The sequence below is a fragment of the Pantoea sp. E2023-21 genome (assembly GCF_051302795.1).
GTDB lineage: Bacteria > Pseudomonadota > Gammaproteobacteria > Enterobacterales > Enterobacteriaceae > Pantoea > Pantoea ludwigii_A.
On sequence record NZ_CP195344.1, the window covers coordinates 1,847,284 to 1,865,399 of the forward strand.

The following is an 18,116-nucleotide window of genomic DNA, read 5'->3' on the forward strand; positions in this document are numbered from 1 at the left end:
ACAACGACGGCATAACGCGGTGAATCCCAACCTGGTTAGCTCAGAATATGGACGTGGTTTGCCTTCTCGTTTTAAGCAAAAAATAGGTAGCCTCTTTATAAATTGCGAGGCTTCTCACATTTATGCCTATGTTTACCGTGTTCGGCGGCTGTTAACAATCATTTTAGACGCATTATTGTTACTTTTTTATCTCTAAATTTTCACATAATGGAAACATTAAGCATAACGAATGAATCGAGATTCGCGAGCGGCGGGGTGGAATTTGTCATGGGTGAGGTCGCCAGGAATGGCGACCCTGCGGAAAAATGTGGGATTTCATGCATGTAGGGTCGCCATTCATGGCGACCTGGTCCGCTTAAACCGAATGATGGGGTCTTGACGCGTAGGTGAAGAGTACGATAGATATCGTGGCGCACAGCGCAATCGTGGCAACCATGGGCCAGGCGCTGTTAATGCTGACTAATGAGAGCAGCGCGCCCACCAACGCGCCCACCCCAAAGCGCAGCGTTCCGGCCAGCGAGGAAGCCGTGCCAGCCATATGCGGGAACTCATCAAGAATCACCGCCATCGCATTCGACGACACCGTTGAAACGCAGCCAATAAACATCGCCACGCCAAACACCAGCGACAGGAAGCCAAAATCCAGCGCGCTGGAGATCAGCATCCAAACACCCATCGCAAACTGAATCACCAATCCCATGCGGAACATCTTCACCGGACCAAAGCGACGCACTGCGCGGCTGTTGATCAGCGTCATCACAAACAGGAACACCACATTCAGGCCAAAATAGTAACCGAAGTTTTGCGGTGAAACGTGGTTCACTTCAATGTAAACGAACGGACCGGCGTTGAGGAATGTAAACAAGCCAGCGAAGGAGAAGCCGCTCGCCAGCATGTAACTAAACGCGCGCTTGTGGCGTACCAAGGCCACGAAGTTGCCCAGTGTGGTACGCAGATGAAAGCGCTGACGCTGCTCGGGCTTGAGCGTTTCACGGATTTGTGTCATCACCAGCACCGTGGTGATCAGCGCGGCACCCGCCAGCGTCCAAAAGATGGCGTGCCAGTTCCACAGTAGCAGCAACCAGCCACCGATAATCGGTGCCAGCAGCGGCGCAATGGTCGTCACCAGCATCACGAAGGACATCATGCGCGAGAAGTCCTCTTTGGAGTAGGTATCGCGCATTAAGGCGTTGATCACTACGCTGGCAGCGGCGGCAGATAAGCCGTGCAGGAAGCGCATAAAGATCAGTTGATCGATGGTTTGTGACAGTGCACAAGCCGCAGCGGCGCAGGCAAAGATCAGCGTTCCCAGCACAATCACCGGTTTACGTCCGTAACTGTCCGCCAAAGGACCATAGACTAACTGGCCAATGGCAAAACCGAGGATGTAAAGGTTTAACGTCATCTGCACGCTGCCCGCCGAAACCGCAAACTCGTGAGCGATTTGCGGCATAGCCGGCAGATACATATCAATAGAAAGCGGCATCAGCATCGCCAGCAATCCGAGGATGACCACTAAACCGACCGGTGAATTCTTTTCCTTGCGCACCGCGTTCTCCCGCTATTTGCGTTGTTTAAGTTCTTCTGGCAGGCCGATGCTGTCGACCTCTTGCTGGGTCAATTCACGATATTCACCTTCACCGAGATCGTCATCCAGCTCGATGTCACCAATACGTTCACGATGCAGCGCTGAAACATGGTTCCCCATGGCGGCAAACATGCGCTTAACCTGATGATAGCGCCCTTCGCTGATCGTCAGACGTGCCGCCTTCTCATCAAGAATTTCCAGCACCGCCGGTTTGGTGAGCTCTTTTTCGTTGTGCAGCTGTACACCCGCAGCGAACTTCTCAACCAGCGCAGGATCAATCGGCTCCTCCACTTCCACCAGATAGGTTTTTTCCAGATGGTGTTTGGGTGAAGTAATGCGGTGCGACCATTGACCATCGTCAGTGAGTAGCACTAAGCCGGTAGTATCGATATCCAGACGACCTGCCGCATGCAGCTTGAACGCCGCAGGTTCTTCAATAAAGAACAGCACGGTAGGATGATCGGGATCGTCGGTGGAGCAGACGTAGCCCTGCGGCTTGTTCAGCATGAAATAGCGCGGGCCTTGCTGCACCACCAGCGGATTACCGTCGTATTCGACTTCATCGTGTGGCAATACTTTGTAAGCCGCATCGCGCACGACTTCGCCGTTGATGGTGACTTTTTTGGCGCGGATTTCGCGTCCGGCGATAGCACGGCTAACTTCCAGTTGCTGAGATATGAATTTTTCGAGTCGCATGAATTCGCTTTGCCTGTTACTGCGGGGGAAACTGAAACGGTGTTTTTGTCCGTTAAGAAAGTGTGGGCAGTATAGCGGGAACCAATGAACGCTAACAGAGCCGATCCTGCGTTTCAGGCGCTTTCATGCCATAATGCGCCTCCGTTCCAGAAAAAAGTTTGCCCCGATGTCATTCACCCTGCGCCCATATCAACAAGAGGCGGTTGACGCCACCCTCAACCACTTTCGCCGCCATGCTACGCCTGCGGTCATTGTGCTGCCGACCGGTGCAGGTAAGAGTTTGGTGATTGCTGAACTGGCACGGTTAGCACGCGGACGGGTATTAGTGCTGGCCCACGTTAAAGAGTTGGTGGAGCAGAATCACAGCAAATATCAGGCCTACGGCCTTGAGGCAGATATCTTCGCCGCGGGTCTGCAGCGCAAACAGAGCGAAAGCAAAGTGGTGTTTGGCAGCGTGCAGTCGGTCGCGCGCAATCTCGATCGCTTCGACAGCGCGTTTTCACTGGTGATTGTCGATGAGTGTCATCGCATCAGCGATAACGAGGAGAGCCAGTATCAGCTCCTGTTCGCCCACCTGCGGCAACACAATCCACAGTTACGCTTATTGGGTTTGACCGCCACGCCGTTCCGTCTCGGCAAAGGCTGGATTTATCAGTTCCACTATCACGGTATGGTGCGCGGGGATGAGAAAGCGCTGTTCCGCGACTGTATTTATGAGCTGCCGCTGCGCTATATGATCAAACACGGCTTTCTGGTGCCGCCTGAGCGGTTAGATATGCCGGTGGTGCAGTACGATTTTAGCCGCCTGATCCCGCAAAATAATGGGTTGTTTAGCGAAGCCGACCTCAACCGCGAACTGAAACAACAGCATCGCGTGACGCCGCATATTATCCGGCAGATCGTTGAGTTTGCTGAAGATCGACGTGGCGTAATGGTGTTCGCCTCCACCGTGGAACATGCGCGTGAGATCCTCACGCTGCTGCCTGAAAATAGCGCGCTGGTCTCGGCGGAAACGGCGGTGAAAGATCGTGACCGCTTGATTGGTGAATTTAAAGCCCAGCAGTTGAAGTTTTTAGTCAACGTCGCGGTGCTTACCACAGGCTTTGACGCGCCCCATGTTGATTTAATCGCCATTCTGCGCCCTACCGAATCCGTCAGCCTGTATCAGCAGATTGTGGGTCGCGGCTTACGTCTTGCGCCGGGCAAAACCGATTGTCTGGTGCTTGATTACGCAGGGAACCCGCACGATCTTTTCACGCCCGAAGTGGGTGCGCCAAAAGGAGCCAGCGATAATCAGCCGGTGCAGGTTTTCTGTCCTGCCTGCGGATTTGCCAACACGTTCTGGGGCAAAGCAACCGAAGATGGTCACATCATCGAGCATTTTGGTCGCCGCTGTCAGGGCGTGCTGGAAGATGATGAAGGCGAGCGTGAACAGTGTGATTACCGCTTCCGCTTTAAAAGCTGCCCGGATTGCGGTGCCGAGAATGATATTGCCGCGCGGCGCTGCAATGAATGCGACAAAATTCTGGTCGATGCGGATGACATGCTGAAAGCCGCGCTGAAACTGAAAGATGCGCGCGTGTTACGTTGCGCAGGCATGACGCTGGAACAAGGACGCGATGATAAAGGCGAATGGCTGAAAGCCACCTATTTTGATGAAGATGGCACCAGCGTTAGCGAGCGTTTTCGCCTGCAAACGCCGGCGCAACGTAAAGCTTTCGAACAGGTGTTTATGCGTCCGCACCAGCGCGCGCCGGGCGTGGAACTGGGTTGGCAAACCGCTGCGGATGTGATCGCCCTGCAGCCGTTATTGCGCCATCCGGACTTCGTGGTGGCGCGCGCTAAAGGCCATTTTTGGCAGATCCGCGAAAAAATGTTTGATTATCAAGGTCGTTATCGTCGCGCCAATGAGCTGCGTTGAGTGGCGGAATCATTTGCCCCTGCGACCCCATTGGGGCTATAATGCCGCCCGCTTTTGCATCCGTAAAAGCAGTTTGAATAACCGTCCTGTTGCTGGGTCGCCTGTAGCAGGAACTATTGAAGAGATACCAAATGTTCACTATTAACGCTGAAGTACGTAAAGACCAGGGTAAGGGTGCGAGCCGCCGCCTGCGTGTAGCAAACAAATTCCCAGCCATCATCTATGGCGGAAATGAAGCACCCGTTGCTATCGAACTCGATCACGACGCAGTAATGAACGTGCAGGTTAAACCTGAGTTCTACACTGAAGTGCTGACCATCGCTGTTGATGGTAAAGAGATCAAAGTTAAAGCTCAGGCGGTACAGCGTCATCCGTTCAAGCCAAAACTGCACCACATCGACTTCGTTCGCGCATAATCGCTGAATGAGTTGAAAGTAAAAGGGCCGGTTGCGAAACCGGCCCTTTTATTTTGCCTGTTGTTTACTCCCCTCACACTTCTGCTCTCTTTTCCGCTCTTTATCGCCAGTCCAGACTGATTAAATAATTTAAGACCGTTCTGCACCGGCTTCTGCCGTCGTTCCTGAAATCATCGCGGCTTATTTCCTGCTTTGCCCAGGATCTCAGCTAAAAGGAACGTGTGTGAAAATAGCCCCTACCCTCTTCTACGGGACATTTTTTTATTGTCTCGCCTCCCACGCCGGAATTATGCGGCACGATATTGATGTGCAGGATTATCGTGATTTTGCCGAGAATCTGGGTAAATACCGCATTGGTGAAGCGAATATCCCAATTTATAAAAAAAATGGTGATTTTGAGGCATTTCTTAATTTCCCAATGCCGGATATGAGCAGTATTGCTCGCCGCGGTTTTTCTGCCCTTACTGGATCATCTTATATTTTAGGCGCTCGGCATGAGCAAAGCTTGAATCCTGCTTATGGTGGACCGTCTGAGTTTTCAAAGAAGTATGCAATTATCAACCATAATCCGGTTGATAAATCTATCGACCAGGATTTTAAAGCGTCTCGTCTGATAAAAGTCGTGACGGAGGCAGCCCCAGTCGATCGCGTTGAAACGAGTGAACTTAAGGCAGGCCATAAAGAACGTTATGTTGCCTACGTTCGTGCTGGAGCAGGTTATCAACGGCAAATTAGTGATGATCTTACCTCATTGATACCGGTCGGAAGTGCTTATGACTTCTTGACTGGTGGAACTATCAATATCGACGCCATCGAGTTTACCAAAAACTATTTCTATTTTATTCAATATGCACCCGGTCATCGTCTCTCTTCCCCGTTATCAATGTCGACTATGTCAGGTGATAGTGGTAGCCCTTATTACGTCTATGACCAAATAGATGAAAAATGGAAATTAGCAGGCGTGCATTCGGCTGGCTCCCCTTCCCAAATTCCTTATGATAAACAAGCAAGAGGAGCATTAATTCCCGATGGTTTCTACGACAGTATTGTAGCGGCTAATACCTCCCCAGATGTGATTGATGAGATAAACCAAGGGCAAATTGACTGGTTCACTGGAAGCATTCAACAAGGTAGCAAATCCTGGGGCTGGCAGGGACTTGAGGAAAAATATCGTCATCTGGCTCCTTCTGCTGCCACGTTTGATGAACTGGATGCCAGCAAAGATCTCCGCTTTAACGGTGCCGGCGGCGATATTGTCTTGAACGATGCGGTTAATCTTGGTGCAGGCAAACTGCAGTTCTCCAATAACTACACGCTGAAGTCGGCTGAAGGTATCGACGCCACCTGGGTTGGCGGCGGCATCGAGGTAGATAACGGCAAGCGAGTGCTTTGGCAAGTTAATGGCTTAGCAGATGATGACCTGCATAAAATTGGTGCTGGAACGCTGCACGTTAATGCTAAGGGCAACAATGCCGGTGGCCTCAATGTGGGTGACGGTACGGTAATTCTTGATCAGCAAGCTGACGATAGCGGTAATCAGCGTGCTTTTTCAAAACTGTACATTACTAGCGGACGTCCAACCGTGGTGCTTCAGGGCAAAAATCAGATCGATGGCGATCAAGTTTTCTTTGGATATCGTGGTGGGAAGCTCGACCTGCACGGCAATGATATACAAATGAAGCTCATCAACCATACCGATGGTGGTGCTCACATAGTTAATGAAGATGCTGACAAATCCGTTAACCTGACTGTCACTGGATATGTCCCGGATGACATTCCAATACGGGAGTGGTCGGGTGACCGTCTCGGAAAGGTTGGCGATATTTATATTGATTGGAATAGCGTTTCTAAGCGCTACGAATATTTTCAGTTGCTGCGCAATAATTACAGCTGGTTCCCCACCAATCAACAAGATAATAATTACTGGAAATACATCGGTTTTGATGCGGAAGAAGCTAAAGCCTACCGCGCCTCATTTTACAACCAGCTTATTTATCGCGGCTATCTCGGGGCAAGCGATGCCGATAGCATTAACGGCAAGATGGATGTGACGTTTGCGCCCTCGATCGCTAGTTCAACGCTCGCCCTGGTCGGCGGGGCTAATCTGAACGGCAATATTAATGTGAATGGCGGCACGCTGTCGCTGTCCGGCCAGCCTGTTCCCCACGCTGGTGGAGCGATAATTGAGGATGACTGGTACACCTCTTCATTTAACGCCAAAACGATCATTGCGGCGGATAATACCCGTGTGCAGGTTGGCGAATATGCCGAGGTCAAAGCGGACATCCAGGCAGGCGCGAACAGCCTGATATCTTTGGGCTATAACCAGAGCCATGATGATAGGCAAAAAATTTTACGTTGCTTCACCCCCTATGGCAGCAATATCGGTGATTGTGCTGTCGCTCAGCGTGATGCTACGCAGTTAAGTAGACTGCCCGCCAGTATCGTTGAAGGCGATATTCAACTTGGAGATAATGCGCAGCTCCATCTGGGTAAAGTCAATTATACCGGCAGCATCAACGGCAAGCCTTTCGCCAGCGTCAATATGGATAGCACCGCGTTCTGGCACATGACCGCCAGCAGCGCTTTCCCGCGCTTAAGCGCTGCTCACGGTGGCATTATCTCTACCCTGGCGACGCAGGCGCTGACATGGACGGCAAAGCAGCTGATGGTCGAACATCTGGATGCCAGCAATCTGCAAATCGGCCTCGGCATTGCTCCGCAAACCGGGATCAGTGACAGTCTGTACATTGTTAAATCCGCACAGGGTTCAGGTAACACCATCGACCTCGGCTTTATGCTGGGCGAGACGTTCCCGAAGGTCGTGCGTAACGATATCGTCCTGCTGAATGCCCCCGCAGGCACTGCTCATGATTACTTCACTTTGTCTCCGGTGATGCGTGGCTTTTCCATCTATTCACCCCATCATCAGGTTATTGAGGAGCAGGGCCGGGTGAAATGGGTGATTGTGAAAACCCCGGAAGCGACTATCGATCCGGTTCCTGAGCCGAAACCTGAACCGGTGATCGATCCCGTTCCTGAGCCGAAACCTGAGCCGGTGATCGATCCCGTTCCTGAACCGAAACCTGAGCCGGTGATCGATCCGGTGCCGGAACCGGGTAATCCCGAAGATTGGTTCAACGTCAGCGCGAATCAGGCATTAATTAACCATACCCGTGCCCTGCTCGCCTCACGTCACTACATAATTAACGAGACGGCTAACACATTGCACGACCGCGCCGGGATGCTGCGTAACGATCCGCAGATGTCCGGCGTCTGGGGTAACGTCAGTCACAATCGTGGCGGTATCGGCGGCGTGAAAATTAACCAGCAGAACGCTGAACTGGGTGCCGATACACAACAAGGCCTCTGGCGCTTAGGCGTGATGGCCAGCCGCGGACAAGGCAGCGCCAAAGGTGAAGGATCGGTCAGCCATCAGCTGAGCACGCTGGGCAGCTACGCAACCTGGCTGGCAGACAACGGCTGGTTTGCCGATATCGCCGCACGCTATCTCCATCTGCGTCAGGATTTGCATCTCGATCCGGCGCTGGCAATTCAAGGTTCACAGCGTAGCAGCCACATGCTGCTCACCGGTGCGAAGCTGGGACATCGCTTTGCGCTTAGCGATGCTTTAACGCTAGCACCGAATCTGGAAACCAGCGTGGGATACATGCCAGGTTATCAGCTGCAAGGTTACGACGTTGACGTCAAGCTCGCGGCGGCTACGCCGTGGAGCGTGACGCCCGGCATTGAAATTAAGCAGCGCGGGTTAGGTGCGGCGTTACCGGGTATTTCACTGTACGCCAGTATCAGCAAGCAGTTCTCGCCAGGCAGCAGCGCTTCAACGCTGACGCTAGCAGACAGCCACGCCAGCCGTGATTATCAAAGCTGGGGCGATAACCGCTACCGGTTCCGTGTCGGGATTGAGGGTGAACTCAGTGAAAACTGGTCGCTGAGCGTGAACGCTAAACACAGCAGCGGCGGCAACTTCAGCACCGATAGCGCGCTGGACAGCACACTGAGTTATACATTCTAAAATCGTACGCAAGAGGAGAGATGCCGGGTGGTGATTCACCCGGCATTTTTTATTTGCTGCTGGTGCGACGTTGTAGCTGATCGCGCAGATTCGGTGGCGTGCCTTTGATGGTCAGCGTATCGGTAGTTGGATCCCAGAAAATACGTTCGCCGAGCAACATGGCGTCAAAATTCAGGGTGAGTCCGCCGCCGCTGCCGGCAAATTTGGTTAACTGACGCAGCGTGCTGCGATCGGCTGGGAACGTCTCTTCCAGTTCGTAACCTTGTTCCTGAGTAAAAGCCTGGAAGGTTTTCTCCCCCAGCGGCGGTAATTCGCTGGAAAGATCGTGCAGCGCAATCTCTTCACCCGCCTGCAGCTGATCGTTGCAGTAACTGTAAACCTGCTGGCGGTAGTTCTGACGCTCGTTTTTATCGAGGTCAGATTCGGCGCAGTAATCGTCTACCGCTTGCAGCAGCCCACGGTTTTGCGCTTTGGTATCCAGACCAACGCTGGCACCCAAGAAATCCATGAAGAAATCCGCCACTTTGCGCCCCACGCGACCGCGCAAGAAGGTTAAGTAACGGGTGGATTCCGGATTGGTTTCCCACTCGGTAAGATCGATACGCGCCACGATATCCGCATGATTGATATCGAGATAATGCGTGCTGCTGATATCAAGCTGCTCGTTGACACGCATGCTCGACTGGCTGTTCAATACCGCAATGAGCAAATACTCGACGGCCAGATAGCGATAGTGCAGGAACAGCACCACGCCCCCTTCCGCAAATGGATACTTGCTCAACTCATCGCGCAGACGACCGGTAGCAGCACGGCTAAACGCCAGAAAGTCATCTTCCCCTTTGCGGCAATTACGCAACGCATCGGCCAGTTCGCTCTCTTCGTTAAACAGGCCGTAAGCTTTGCTTTTGGCGCTGTAAACCCGATGCAACTCTTCTGCCATCTCTTCAACCGCGCGGGTTGCCGGCAGCAAGGTGTCGCGCAGTACCAGTTCCAGCTGGTTTTCATCACGTTTAACTAACTGATGCAGGGCAATCTGGTTGATATCCAGACTCATGGTAGACTCTCCTTTTAGCTCAGGCGCGTATTCAAACACCGCCCGCAGCCGCTTTCAACTGCCAGCACAAACTGATCGCTCTGCTTGCGATAAAATTGCGGAAAAAAGTACGTTGTTACGGTAATATACCGCCTTTTCACCCTTGATTAGACGACGATATGCCACAATCATCCCGTTACAGTGACGAACGCGTGGAAAAGCTCCTCGCAGAGATGGCGCAGATTCTTGAAAAAGACAAAGCGCCAACCGACCTTTCCCTGATGGTATTGGGTAACATGGTAACTAACTTGATCAATACCAGCGTTTCACCGGCTCAACGCCGTACTTTGGCACGATCTTTCGCGGATGCGCTGCAGTCATCCGTACGCGACGATAACGCTCATTAATATGCAGATTTGACCTCATAATATGGTAACCAACCGGCAGCGCTACCGCGAAAAAGTCTCCCAGATGATCGGCTGGGGGCATTGGTTTGCCCTGTTTAATATTATCTTCGCGTTAATTTTAGGCAGCCGCTACCTGTTGGTCGCCGACTGGCCCGCGTCACTCGCGGGACGTATCTATGCATATACCAGCTGGATCGGTCATTTCAGTTTCATCGTCTTTGCCGGTTATCTGCTGATCATTTTCCCGCTCACCTTTGTGGTAATGTCGCAGCGATTGCTTAGGGTGTTGTCGGCGATCATTGCCACCGCCGGGCTGACGCTGATCATGGTTGATAGCGCAGTATTCAGCCGTTTCCATTTGCACCTCAATCCGGTGGTGTGGGAGTTGGTCATCAACCCCGATCAAAGCGAGATGGCGCGCGACTGGCAACTGATGTTTATCAGCGTGCCGCTGATTTTCCTCGTCGAGATGCTGTTCGCGACCTGGAGCTGGCAAAAGCTGCGCAGTCTCAATCGGCGCTCGTTCGGTAAACCGCTGGCCGCCCTGTTTATCAGTGCCTTCTTCGCCAGTCATCTGCTCTATATCTGGGCCGATGCCAATTTCTATCGCCCAATTACCATGCAGCGCGCCAATCTGCCGCTCTCCTATCCAATGACCGCACGTCGCTTCCTTGAGCGTCATGGCTTGCTGGATGCGCAAGAGTATCAGCGCCGTTTGGTGCAACAGGGCGATCCGGAAGCGTTGTCATTGCAGTATCCGCTGAGTGATATAACGTTCCGTGATGGCGGTACACGCCACAATCTGCTGGTGCTGACGGTTGATGGCCTGAACAACGCCACGGTGGAAAAGGCGCTGCCGTCACTCAATCAGTTCGCCAGCGAAAATGTACGCTTCACCCAGCATTACAGTGCTGGTCTGCAGCCAGAAAAAGGCTTATTTGGCTTATTCTACGGCATCTCTTCCAGCTATATAGATGGCGTCTTAGCCTCACGCACACCTTCCGCCCTGCTCAATGCGTTAAACGCGCAAGGCTATCAATTTGGCTTGTTCTCATCAGATGGCTTTAGCCAACCGTTGTATCGTCAGGCATTGTTAGCCGATTACTCGTTACCGCAGGCCGATACCCAGCCGAATAGCACCACCGTGACTCAGTGGCAAAACTGGATTAATGGTCAGAAAGCGAATAGCGCACCGTGGTTCTCCTGGATTGCCCTGAATGGTGTTGCGGTGAATGGCGACAATCTGAAGGCGCGCCAGCGTAGTTACGCACGTCAGGCAAGCGGTGTTGATGAGCAAATCAGTTCTGTGCTGCAAACGCTGCAACAACGCGACTTATTAAAAAATACTGTGGTGGTGATTACCGCTCAGCGTGCGGTCAATCTGGATAGCAACGATGATAATCCCGGTAATCGTGCGACGTTGCAGGTACCGCTGGTGGTGCACTGGCCGAATACGCCGGCACAAACTATCGATCGCCTCACCGATCAGCAGGACGTGATGACCACGCTGATGCAGCGTCTGCTGCATGTACGCACTAACCCCGCAAATTACTCGCAGGGTGAGGATCTGTTTGCCGCGCAACGCAGCCATGATTGGGTGGCGAGTAGCGAGGATGGCAAGTTGGTGGTCACTACGCCAACCGTGACGCTGGTGCTGAATAACAATGGCAGCTACAGCGCCTATGATGCGCAGGGTAACAAGCTAAAAGATCATAAACCGCAGCTGGCGCTGTTGCTGCAGGTACTGACGGAAGAGAAACGCTTTGTCGCAAACTGATTAATTATGAGGCAGTTAAATTCTGCTGATATTGCAATCTTGCGCGGAAACAGTAATATTCTTCCTCGTTCGGCACGTAGCGCAGCCTGGTAGCGCACGGTCATGGGGTGTCCGGGGTCGGAGGTTCAAATCCTCTCGTGCCGACCAAAATCCCCAAAAAAGCAGCCTTTAGGGCTGCTTTTTTATTGTCAGCTAGCTGGTTGGATGCACTCTCTTTCCTTTATCATCTATCACCCTTTCGCCGTCTTCTTTTGTGAACGCGCCCTGCTGCGCGTCTGGCAGAATATCGAGGACGAGCTCTGAAGGTCGGCACAAGCGAGTGCCTAGCGGCGATACGACAATGGGACGATTCATTAAGATGGGCGTGTTCACCATCGCCTCAATTAATTGCTCATCGCTGAAACGCTCCTCCGCCAAACCCAACTGAGCGTAGGGTTCAACATTCTTACGCAATAACGCACGGGTACTGATACCCATCGCGCTAATCAAGGCCTTGAGCGTTTTACTGTCGGGCGGCGTCTCAAGATACAGAATCACGGAGGGTTCAACTCCGCTATTACGGATTAACGCAAGCGTATTGCGTGAGGTTCCACACGCTGGGTTGTGGTAAATAGTGATGTCCGTCATGGTGTTTCTCGGCTTAGTGAGACAACGTGAGGCGAAGTGCCAGTGCAGCGAGCGTGACAAGCAGTACAGGTAGTGTCATCACCACGCCAACGCGAAAATAGTAACCCCAGCTAATTTTGATGTTCTTTTGATCAAGAACATGTAGCCAAAGCAATGTGGCAAGACTGCCAATGGGTGTAATTTTCGGCCCAAGATCGCAACCGATAACATTGGCATAAATCATCGCTTCTTTTACTACGCCTTGCGCCGCGCTAGCGTCAATCGACAGCGCACCCACCAGCACCGTCGGCATATTATTCATCACGGATGAAAGCAGCGCGGTAACCAGACCGGTACCAAAGGTGGCAAACCATAAGCCGCGATGAGCAAAGTCATTCAATAAATCGGTGAGATAGGATGTCAGCCCGGCATTTTTGAGGCCATACACCACTAAATACATGCCAAGCGAGAAAATAACAATCTGCCAGGGAGCGCCGCGTAACACCTTCCCGGTGTTAATAGCATGACCTCTTTTGGCAACGATAAAGAGAATCAACGCACCAAGCGACGCGATTGCGCTGACTGGAATGCCCATCGGCTCTAGCAGGAAAAAACCCAACAAGAGCAGCAACAACACCAGCCAACCGGCTGTAAAGGTGGCGGGATCTTTTATGGCTTCAGTGGGTCGTTTAAGTCGTGAAAGTTCATAGCGGGCAGGAATATCTTTTCGGAAGAAAAGGTGCAGCACCGCCAGCGTCGCGATGATAGCGGCAATATCAACCGGCACCATTACCGCTGCGTAATCGTTGAATCCCAATTTGAAGAAGTCAGCAGAAACGATATTGACCAGATTAGACACGATCAATGGCAAGCTCGCCGTATCGGCGATAAAACCTGCTGCCATGACAAAAGCCAATGTTGCGCCTTTACCGAAGCCTAACGCCAGCAGCATCGCGATAACTATCGGTGTCAGTATCAGAGCAGCACCATCATTGGCAAAAAGCGCAGCCACACACGCGCCGAGTAACACGATGTACGTGAACAGCAGCCGACCTCGCCCATTGCCCCATCGCGCTACATGTAAAGCACACCATTCAAAAAAACCGGATTCATCCAGCAACAGGCTGATGATAATGATGGCAATAAAGGCCGCCGTGGCATTCCAGACAATGTGCCAGACAGCGGGAATATCGTTTATCTGGATGACACCGGCCACCCACGCCAGTAAAGCCCCGATCGTTGCCGTCCAGCCAATACTCAGGCCACGCGGTTGCCAGATGACAAATACGATGGTTAAAACAAAAATTGCAGTTGCCAGAAACATTTCGCTCCCCCTCACGCCTTTAATATTCGCAAATTCGTATTTATCAGGTGATTATTCACAACCCGTGGTGGCGGCGTTTTTCAGCAACTTGCGCACTTCATCACGTTGGCTATTCCAGGCGGTATCGATAATCGATGCAGCCCAGGCCGGCATATGCGGAGAGAGACGATAGTGAATCCACTTACCTTCACGTCGATCCACAATCAGCTCAGCATCACGCAGTAAGGCGATATGGCGTGAAATCTTCGGCTGCGATTGCAGGGTGACTGAGCAGAGGTCGCAGACGCAAAGCTCTCCTGCTTCTCGTAATAACAAAATAATCGTCGTGCGCGTTTCGTCGGCAAGCAATTTGAAAAGTTGAACAGGAAGCATCAGCGTAGGTTCCAATGAAAATACAACACATATGTTATTTCATATATGTTCAAAGTAAAGGACTACGTTAAGTCTGGCGATGTTCACCTGAATTCATTTCCGCAAAGGCACTATCAGATTATCGCCAGGGAATGAATGATTATTAGCGCTTAATCAGTCATTTACCGAAAGCAACCTTATCCGAGCCAGATCACATTTTGGGATAAAGATGACCGCGCTTCATCAAAATGAAACAAAACTGTCACAGAACTCTCTTACTCTTAGCACTCCTGTTTTTTCGATGGAAACCACTATGGTCATCAAAGCAAAAAACCTGCAGGATGCGGAAGAGCTCCTGCACTCGGGTATCAATAAGGTTGAACTGGCTTATGATATCGGCAGCGACGATTTCTTCCGTTTGGCCAGCCGCTGGTGCGATCGCGGTGCGCGCATCACCAAAGGCCATCAGCACTTCGTGGTGCAGATTAAAGGTATGGCTATTCCGCCAAACAACTAAAAGTGGGCGAGCCCCTTTGGCTTGCTCTCACTCCGGCTGACTGGTAAAACTACGTTTTCCGTCAGCCGTGATTTTTTATGTTCACCTCTCAAACACCGCTTGCCCTGCCCTCTTCCGCTTTTATCCGTGCTGCTGGCATCTCGCCAGATGCATTGCCGATCGCCTGGTGTGAATTCGATCTACAACATTGGCACGCTGATTTGCATCAGGCATGGCAACTGCCGCTGTCCGCACCGCTTCAGGGCGCGGTTAACAAACGCAAAGCCGAGCATCTGGCGAGCCGTTGGTTGGTGCAGCAAAGAATCGCACAACTCGGTATACCGCACTTTATCTTGCGCAATGCACCGGATCGTTCACCGTTGTGGCCGGCTGGGATTCAAGCCTCACTGTCGCACACGCACAATGTTGCGGTAGTGGCCGCCACGCGGGAGCCATTATGTGTTGGTGTGGATATTGAGCAGATAATGGCGGAGGAAACTGCCGATGAAACCGCCGAGATGTTGATGAGCGCGGCGGAAAAGCAGCGCCTGCTGGCGCAACCCTTGCCTTTTGCGCAGGCTGCTACGCTGTTGTTTTCACTGAAAGAGAGCCTGTATAAAGCCCTGTGGCCGCAGTTGCATCAGCCAATGGATTTTCATCAGGCGGAAGTGGTGGAACTGGATATAAAGCAAGGCCGCGCAGCGCTGCGGTTGTGTCAGGATTTTGATGGGCGTTACACCACGAAAGTGTTGCTACAGGCGCGTTTCTGGCTGACTGGCACGCGCGTCATCACGCTGCTGACCCATCCGCTGCCGACAAAATAAAAAACCGGCTCAGAAATAACGCTGAGCCGGTGACAACACAAGACGACAGAAAAGTGTTCCAGGGACGCAGAAACGAGGATTTCTGCTGGAGGTGACTTTACTCACTCCGCAACGTCTTGCCCAATAAGGGTTTTCGCTAAGCTTTCCCGATTGGCGCTAATGGCCAGTATCAGTACGTTGCACCGCATCCAGTGTTGCCATCTCGCGTTCGTTGCCGGTCAACTCACTCAGTTGACCTTCGCGCATCTCCAGTAATCGGTCGGCATGGATAAAGTAGTGATCGTCGTGACTGATCGCGAATACCGTTTTGCCCGATTGCTGTAACCACGGCAGCAGCTCACGATAGAAAATGCGACGGAAATGAGGGTCTTGATCCGCCGCCCATTCGTCGAGCAGCAGGATGTCGCGCTCTTCAGCCGCCGCCAACAGCAGCGCCAGGCGTTTGCTCTGCCCTTTTGACAGTTGCAAATTGAGCACTTTGTTGCCTACTAGCTTGAGCTTATCCTGCATTTTCAAACGCTCGAGCCACTGCTGTACCAGCGCTGGATTGGCCGGTTGGCCTTGATGTCCAATTAAGCGGTCAAACAGATGCACGTCGGTAAACACTGCCGAGAAATGTTGGCGATAGGCATCAAGGTTTTGCCAGTCAATTACCTTGCCATCCAGCAGTATGCTGCCCGATTGCGGTTGATACAGGCCGGTGAGCAGCATCGCTAGCGTCGACTTTCCACTGCCGTTGCCGCCAATCAGGAACACCAGTTCGCCACGACGCAGCGTCAAATTGATCGGCCCAACCTGGAAACCGTGCTCGCCGTAATGGAAGCAGACGTCGCGCAGCTCCAGCGTTTGCCAGTTGCTGACGTTCGGCAGAGATTTAAACGTTTCTTCATACGGCGCCAGCGCAAAGGTGTTGAGTTTGCGGAACGCCACCTGGGCGCTGAGCAGCGTCGGCAACGCGCCTACGGCCGCCAGCAGCGGCGTACGCAGGAACAACAGCGTCAGCGAATAGGTCGCCGCCACCGCCGTGTTGGCCCAGCCCAGCCCGTTAGCCATAAAGAACACGATGCCAATCGCACCCAGCATCATAATATTCGACCAGTTCACCGCGCTGAGATGGAAGGTGTCGGCGCGCACGATGTGGTGGCGATAGCTTTTAGCATTCTCCTGATACACGCTGTCGTAAATCAGCTGGGCGCGTTCGCGGTTAAGCTGCAGCTCTTTACGCCCTTCAATAATGGTCTGGAAATCGCGATACAGGTCATCTTCGATCTCACGCAGCTTAGCCATATGCTGATAAACCCGCGAAACCAGCAGCCAGCCTCCCACCAGCGTCACCACCAGCCAAAGACAAGTGATCAACAGCATCTTCGGAGAAAGCCAGGCGAGATAAAGTGCCGAACCGAGGGTGATAATGATGCCCTGAATCAGCTCAGGTAAGCGTACAAAAGCGATAGTGATGGCGCGCACATCGCTGGTGAGACCCGCTAACAGTTGCGCATTGCCGATCTGTTCGATGCGCTCCACACGCGTATCGAGAATGCGTTTGATGAATTCGCCGCGCAGACGCCAGACAAAATGGTGGCCGAGCATGGTCAGCGCCAGCTGGGAGCCGAGCGTCACGGCCATCAGCAGGAACAGTTGACCGAGGAAACTCGGCAGCACTGAAATCGAGGTATTCACCGCGACGATCAGCTCATTATTGATATAAGCAATCAGGCCAATACCGAGCACGGCGCTCAACAGCGTGAGAAGAATGACGCCAATAAAAGGCCAGCGGTACTGGCGAAAAACGACTTGCAGCAATGCCATCAAAGGGTTCCAGCGGTCAATAAAGCAGCCTGCAGTTTAATGTCGCCTTGGCTGATAGCAAGAATAATTCTCATCCAATATTTACCTCAGCAAAACGCTTTTCATCGCACCTTTGCTAGCGCCGCGATTTATCGCGCAATAAATTGCGCCACTACAAAAATGTACGCTTTGACAAAAATAAAAGTTTAAAACGCACGGCGGAAAGTCAGGTTATAGCGGAAAGCGCCCGCCTGCGGATGAATGCCCGGCTTAAGCGGCAGAATGCCGTGATAGCGCAGGCGTGAGGGGCCGCCCCACACCACAATATCGCCATGTTCCAGCAACACGCGCTGCGTGGCATCACCGCGTTCAAATCCGCCGAACTGGAACACGGCGGGCAACCCTAGCGAAACGGACACAATGGGCTGGCGCAGATCCTTCTCATCCTTATCCTGATGCAATGTTAGTTTCGCACCAGGTTCATAGCGGTTAATCAGGCACGCATCAGGATTGAAACCGGTAAATCCCGCTTCACGCGACGTCTGCTGCGCCAGTTCGCGGAACAGCGTAGGCATCGGCGGCCAATGGTGTCCGTTACTGACATCCTGTTCGGTATATTGGTAACCGCGCGAATCGGTAGACCAGCCAAAATCGCCGCAGTTGGTCATCGCCACCGACATGCGATGGCCGCCGGGTGTGATGCGATGGGCAAAAGGATTTTTAGCGGCGATGTCGTGAATCGCCACCAGTAGCGCATCGGCCTGATCGCGGGCGCGACGCCGCAAAATCACCGCACCCTCCGCCAGCGGTTCCTGCCACGGCGCTTCGTCACTAAATAAATCCAGCATGACGC

The 18,116-nt window shown here is 52.5% G+C and carries 15 protein-coding genes and 1 tRNA gene; 8 read left to right on the plus strand and 8 right to left on the minus strand.

Features of this window, described 5'->3' with window-relative positions:
* Nucleotides 1-355: 355 nt before the first annotated feature.
* Together ACRQ84_RS08740 and rsuA are read right to left on the minus strand one after the other, a co-directional pair.
* Nucleotides 356-1,549 (minus strand): Bcr/CflA family multidrug efflux MFS transporter, encoded by a 1,194-nt coding sequence (locus tag ACRQ84_RS08740; RefSeq protein ID WP_064739294.1) that lies wholly within the window; start codon nt 1,547-1,549, stop codon nt 356-358.
* Nucleotides 1,550-1,561: 12 nt separating this feature from the next.
* On the minus strand, nt 1,562-2,284 hold the full coding sequence (gene rsuA / locus ACRQ84_RS08745; protein ID WP_483817770.1) for a 16S rRNA pseudouridine(516) synthase RsuA: 723 nt from the start codon (nt 2,282-2,284) through the stop codon (nt 1,562-1,564).
* A 166-nt stretch (nt 2,285-2,450) separates the two neighbouring features.
* Between rsuA and ACRQ84_RS08750 the strand changes: the two genes are divergently transcribed.
* The 3 genes from ACRQ84_RS08750 to ACRQ84_RS08760 all read left to right on the plus strand — a co-directional run bounded on the left by ACRQ84_RS08750 (nt 2,451) and on the right by ACRQ84_RS08760 (nt 8,657).
* Nucleotides 2,451-4,205, plus strand: coding sequence for a DNA repair helicase RadD (locus ACRQ84_RS08750; RefSeq protein WP_483817771.1), 1,755 nt, complete (start codon nt 2,451-2,453; stop codon nt 4,203-4,205).
* Nucleotides 4,206-4,336: 131 nt separating this feature from the next.
* Nucleotides 4,337-4,621: a 50S ribosomal protein L25 gene (gene rplY / locus ACRQ84_RS08755; RefSeq protein ID WP_455844757.1), complete on the plus strand. Its 285-nt coding sequence runs from the start codon at nt 4,337-4,339 to the stop codon at nt 4,619-4,621.
* Nucleotides 4,622-4,910: 289 nt separating this feature from the next.
* Entirely contained in the window at nt 4,911-8,657 is a 3,747-nt protein-coding gene (locus ACRQ84_RS08760) for a S6 family peptidase (RefSeq protein WP_483817772.1), read from the plus strand.
* Between the two features lie 49 nt (nt 8,658-8,706).
* On the opposite strand, the gene yejK is transcribed toward ACRQ84_RS08760, so the two are convergent.
* Complete coding sequence (gene yejK / locus ACRQ84_RS08765) at nt 8,707-9,711, minus strand: nucleoid-associated protein YejK (protein WP_064739299.1); 1,005 nt, start codon at nt 9,709-9,711, stop codon at nt 8,707-8,709.
* Between the two features lie 158 nt (nt 9,712-9,869).
* Here yejK and ACRQ84_RS08770 point away from each other — a divergent pair, with 158 nt between their 5' ends.
* The 3 genes from ACRQ84_RS08770 (at nt 9,870) to ACRQ84_RS08780 (ending at nt 12,021) form a co-directional block, all read left to right on the plus strand.
* Complete coding sequence (locus ACRQ84_RS08770; protein ID WP_036648480.1) at nt 9,870-10,097, plus strand: YejL family protein; 228 nt, start codon at nt 9,870-9,872, stop codon at nt 10,095-10,097.
* A gap of 22 nt (nt 10,098-10,119) precedes the next feature.
* Entirely contained in the window at nt 10,120-11,874 is a 1,755-nt protein-coding gene (gene yejM, locus ACRQ84_RS08775) for an LPS biosynthesis-modulating metalloenzyme YejM (protein ID WP_483817773.1), read from the plus strand.
* A 70-nt stretch (nt 11,875-11,944) separates the two neighbouring features.
* Nucleotides 11,945-12,021: transfer RNA gene (locus ACRQ84_RS08780), tRNA-Pro, on the plus strand.
* Nucleotides 12,022-12,066: 45 nt separating this feature from the next.
* Here the strand turns inward: ACRQ84_RS08780 and arsC are convergent.
* The 3 genes from arsC to ACRQ84_RS08795 are packed head-to-tail and all read right to left on the minus strand — an operon-like array spanning nt 12,067 to nt 14,179.
* The gene (arsC, locus tag ACRQ84_RS08785; protein WP_483817774.1) at nt 12,067-12,501 is read right to left on the minus strand and encodes a glutaredoxin-dependent arsenate reductase; all 435 of its coding nucleotides are present in this window, start codon (nt 12,499-12,501) and stop codon (nt 12,067-12,069) included.
* A 13-nt stretch (nt 12,502-12,514) separates the two neighbouring features.
* Nucleotides 12,515-13,804 (minus strand): arsenic transporter, encoded by a 1,290-nt coding sequence (locus ACRQ84_RS08790; RefSeq protein ID WP_483817775.1) that lies wholly within the window; start codon nt 13,802-13,804, stop codon nt 12,515-12,517.
* A 51-nt stretch (nt 13,805-13,855) separates the two neighbouring features.
* Nucleotides 13,856-14,179, minus strand: a complete 324-nt coding sequence (locus ACRQ84_RS08795) for a metalloregulator ArsR/SmtB family transcription factor (protein WP_483817906.1) — start codon at nt 14,177-14,179, stop codon at nt 13,856-13,858.
* Between the two features lie 289 nt (nt 14,180-14,468).
* Here ACRQ84_RS08795 and ACRQ84_RS08800 point away from each other — a divergent pair, with 289 nt between their 5' ends.
* Both ACRQ84_RS08800 and ACRQ84_RS08805 read left to right on the plus strand, forming a co-directional pair.
* Nucleotides 14,469-14,672, plus strand: a complete 204-nt coding sequence (locus ACRQ84_RS08800) for a hypothetical protein (protein WP_008105079.1) — start codon at nt 14,469-14,471, stop codon at nt 14,670-14,672.
* 77 nt (nt 14,673-14,749) lie between these two features.
* Nucleotides 14,750-15,475: a 4'-phosphopantetheinyl transferase family protein gene (locus ACRQ84_RS08805; RefSeq protein WP_483817776.1), complete on the plus strand. Its 726-nt coding sequence runs from the start codon at nt 14,750-14,752 to the stop codon at nt 15,473-15,475.
* Between the two features lie 156 nt (nt 15,476-15,631).
* On the opposite strand, the gene ACRQ84_RS08810 is transcribed toward ACRQ84_RS08805, so the two are convergent.
* Both ACRQ84_RS08810 and alkB read right to left on the minus strand, forming a co-directional pair.
* Nucleotides 15,632-17,284 (minus strand): multidrug ABC transporter permease/ATP-binding protein, encoded by a 1,653-nt coding sequence (locus ACRQ84_RS08810; RefSeq protein WP_483817777.1) that lies wholly within the window; start codon nt 17,282-17,284, stop codon nt 15,632-15,634.
* 185 nt (nt 17,285-17,469) lie between these two features.
* Nucleotides 17,470-18,111: a DNA oxidative demethylase AlkB gene (alkB, locus tag ACRQ84_RS08815; RefSeq protein WP_483817778.1), complete on the minus strand. Its 642-nt coding sequence runs from the start codon at nt 18,109-18,111 to the stop codon at nt 17,470-17,472.
* Nucleotides 18,112-18,116: the final 5 nt, after the last annotated feature.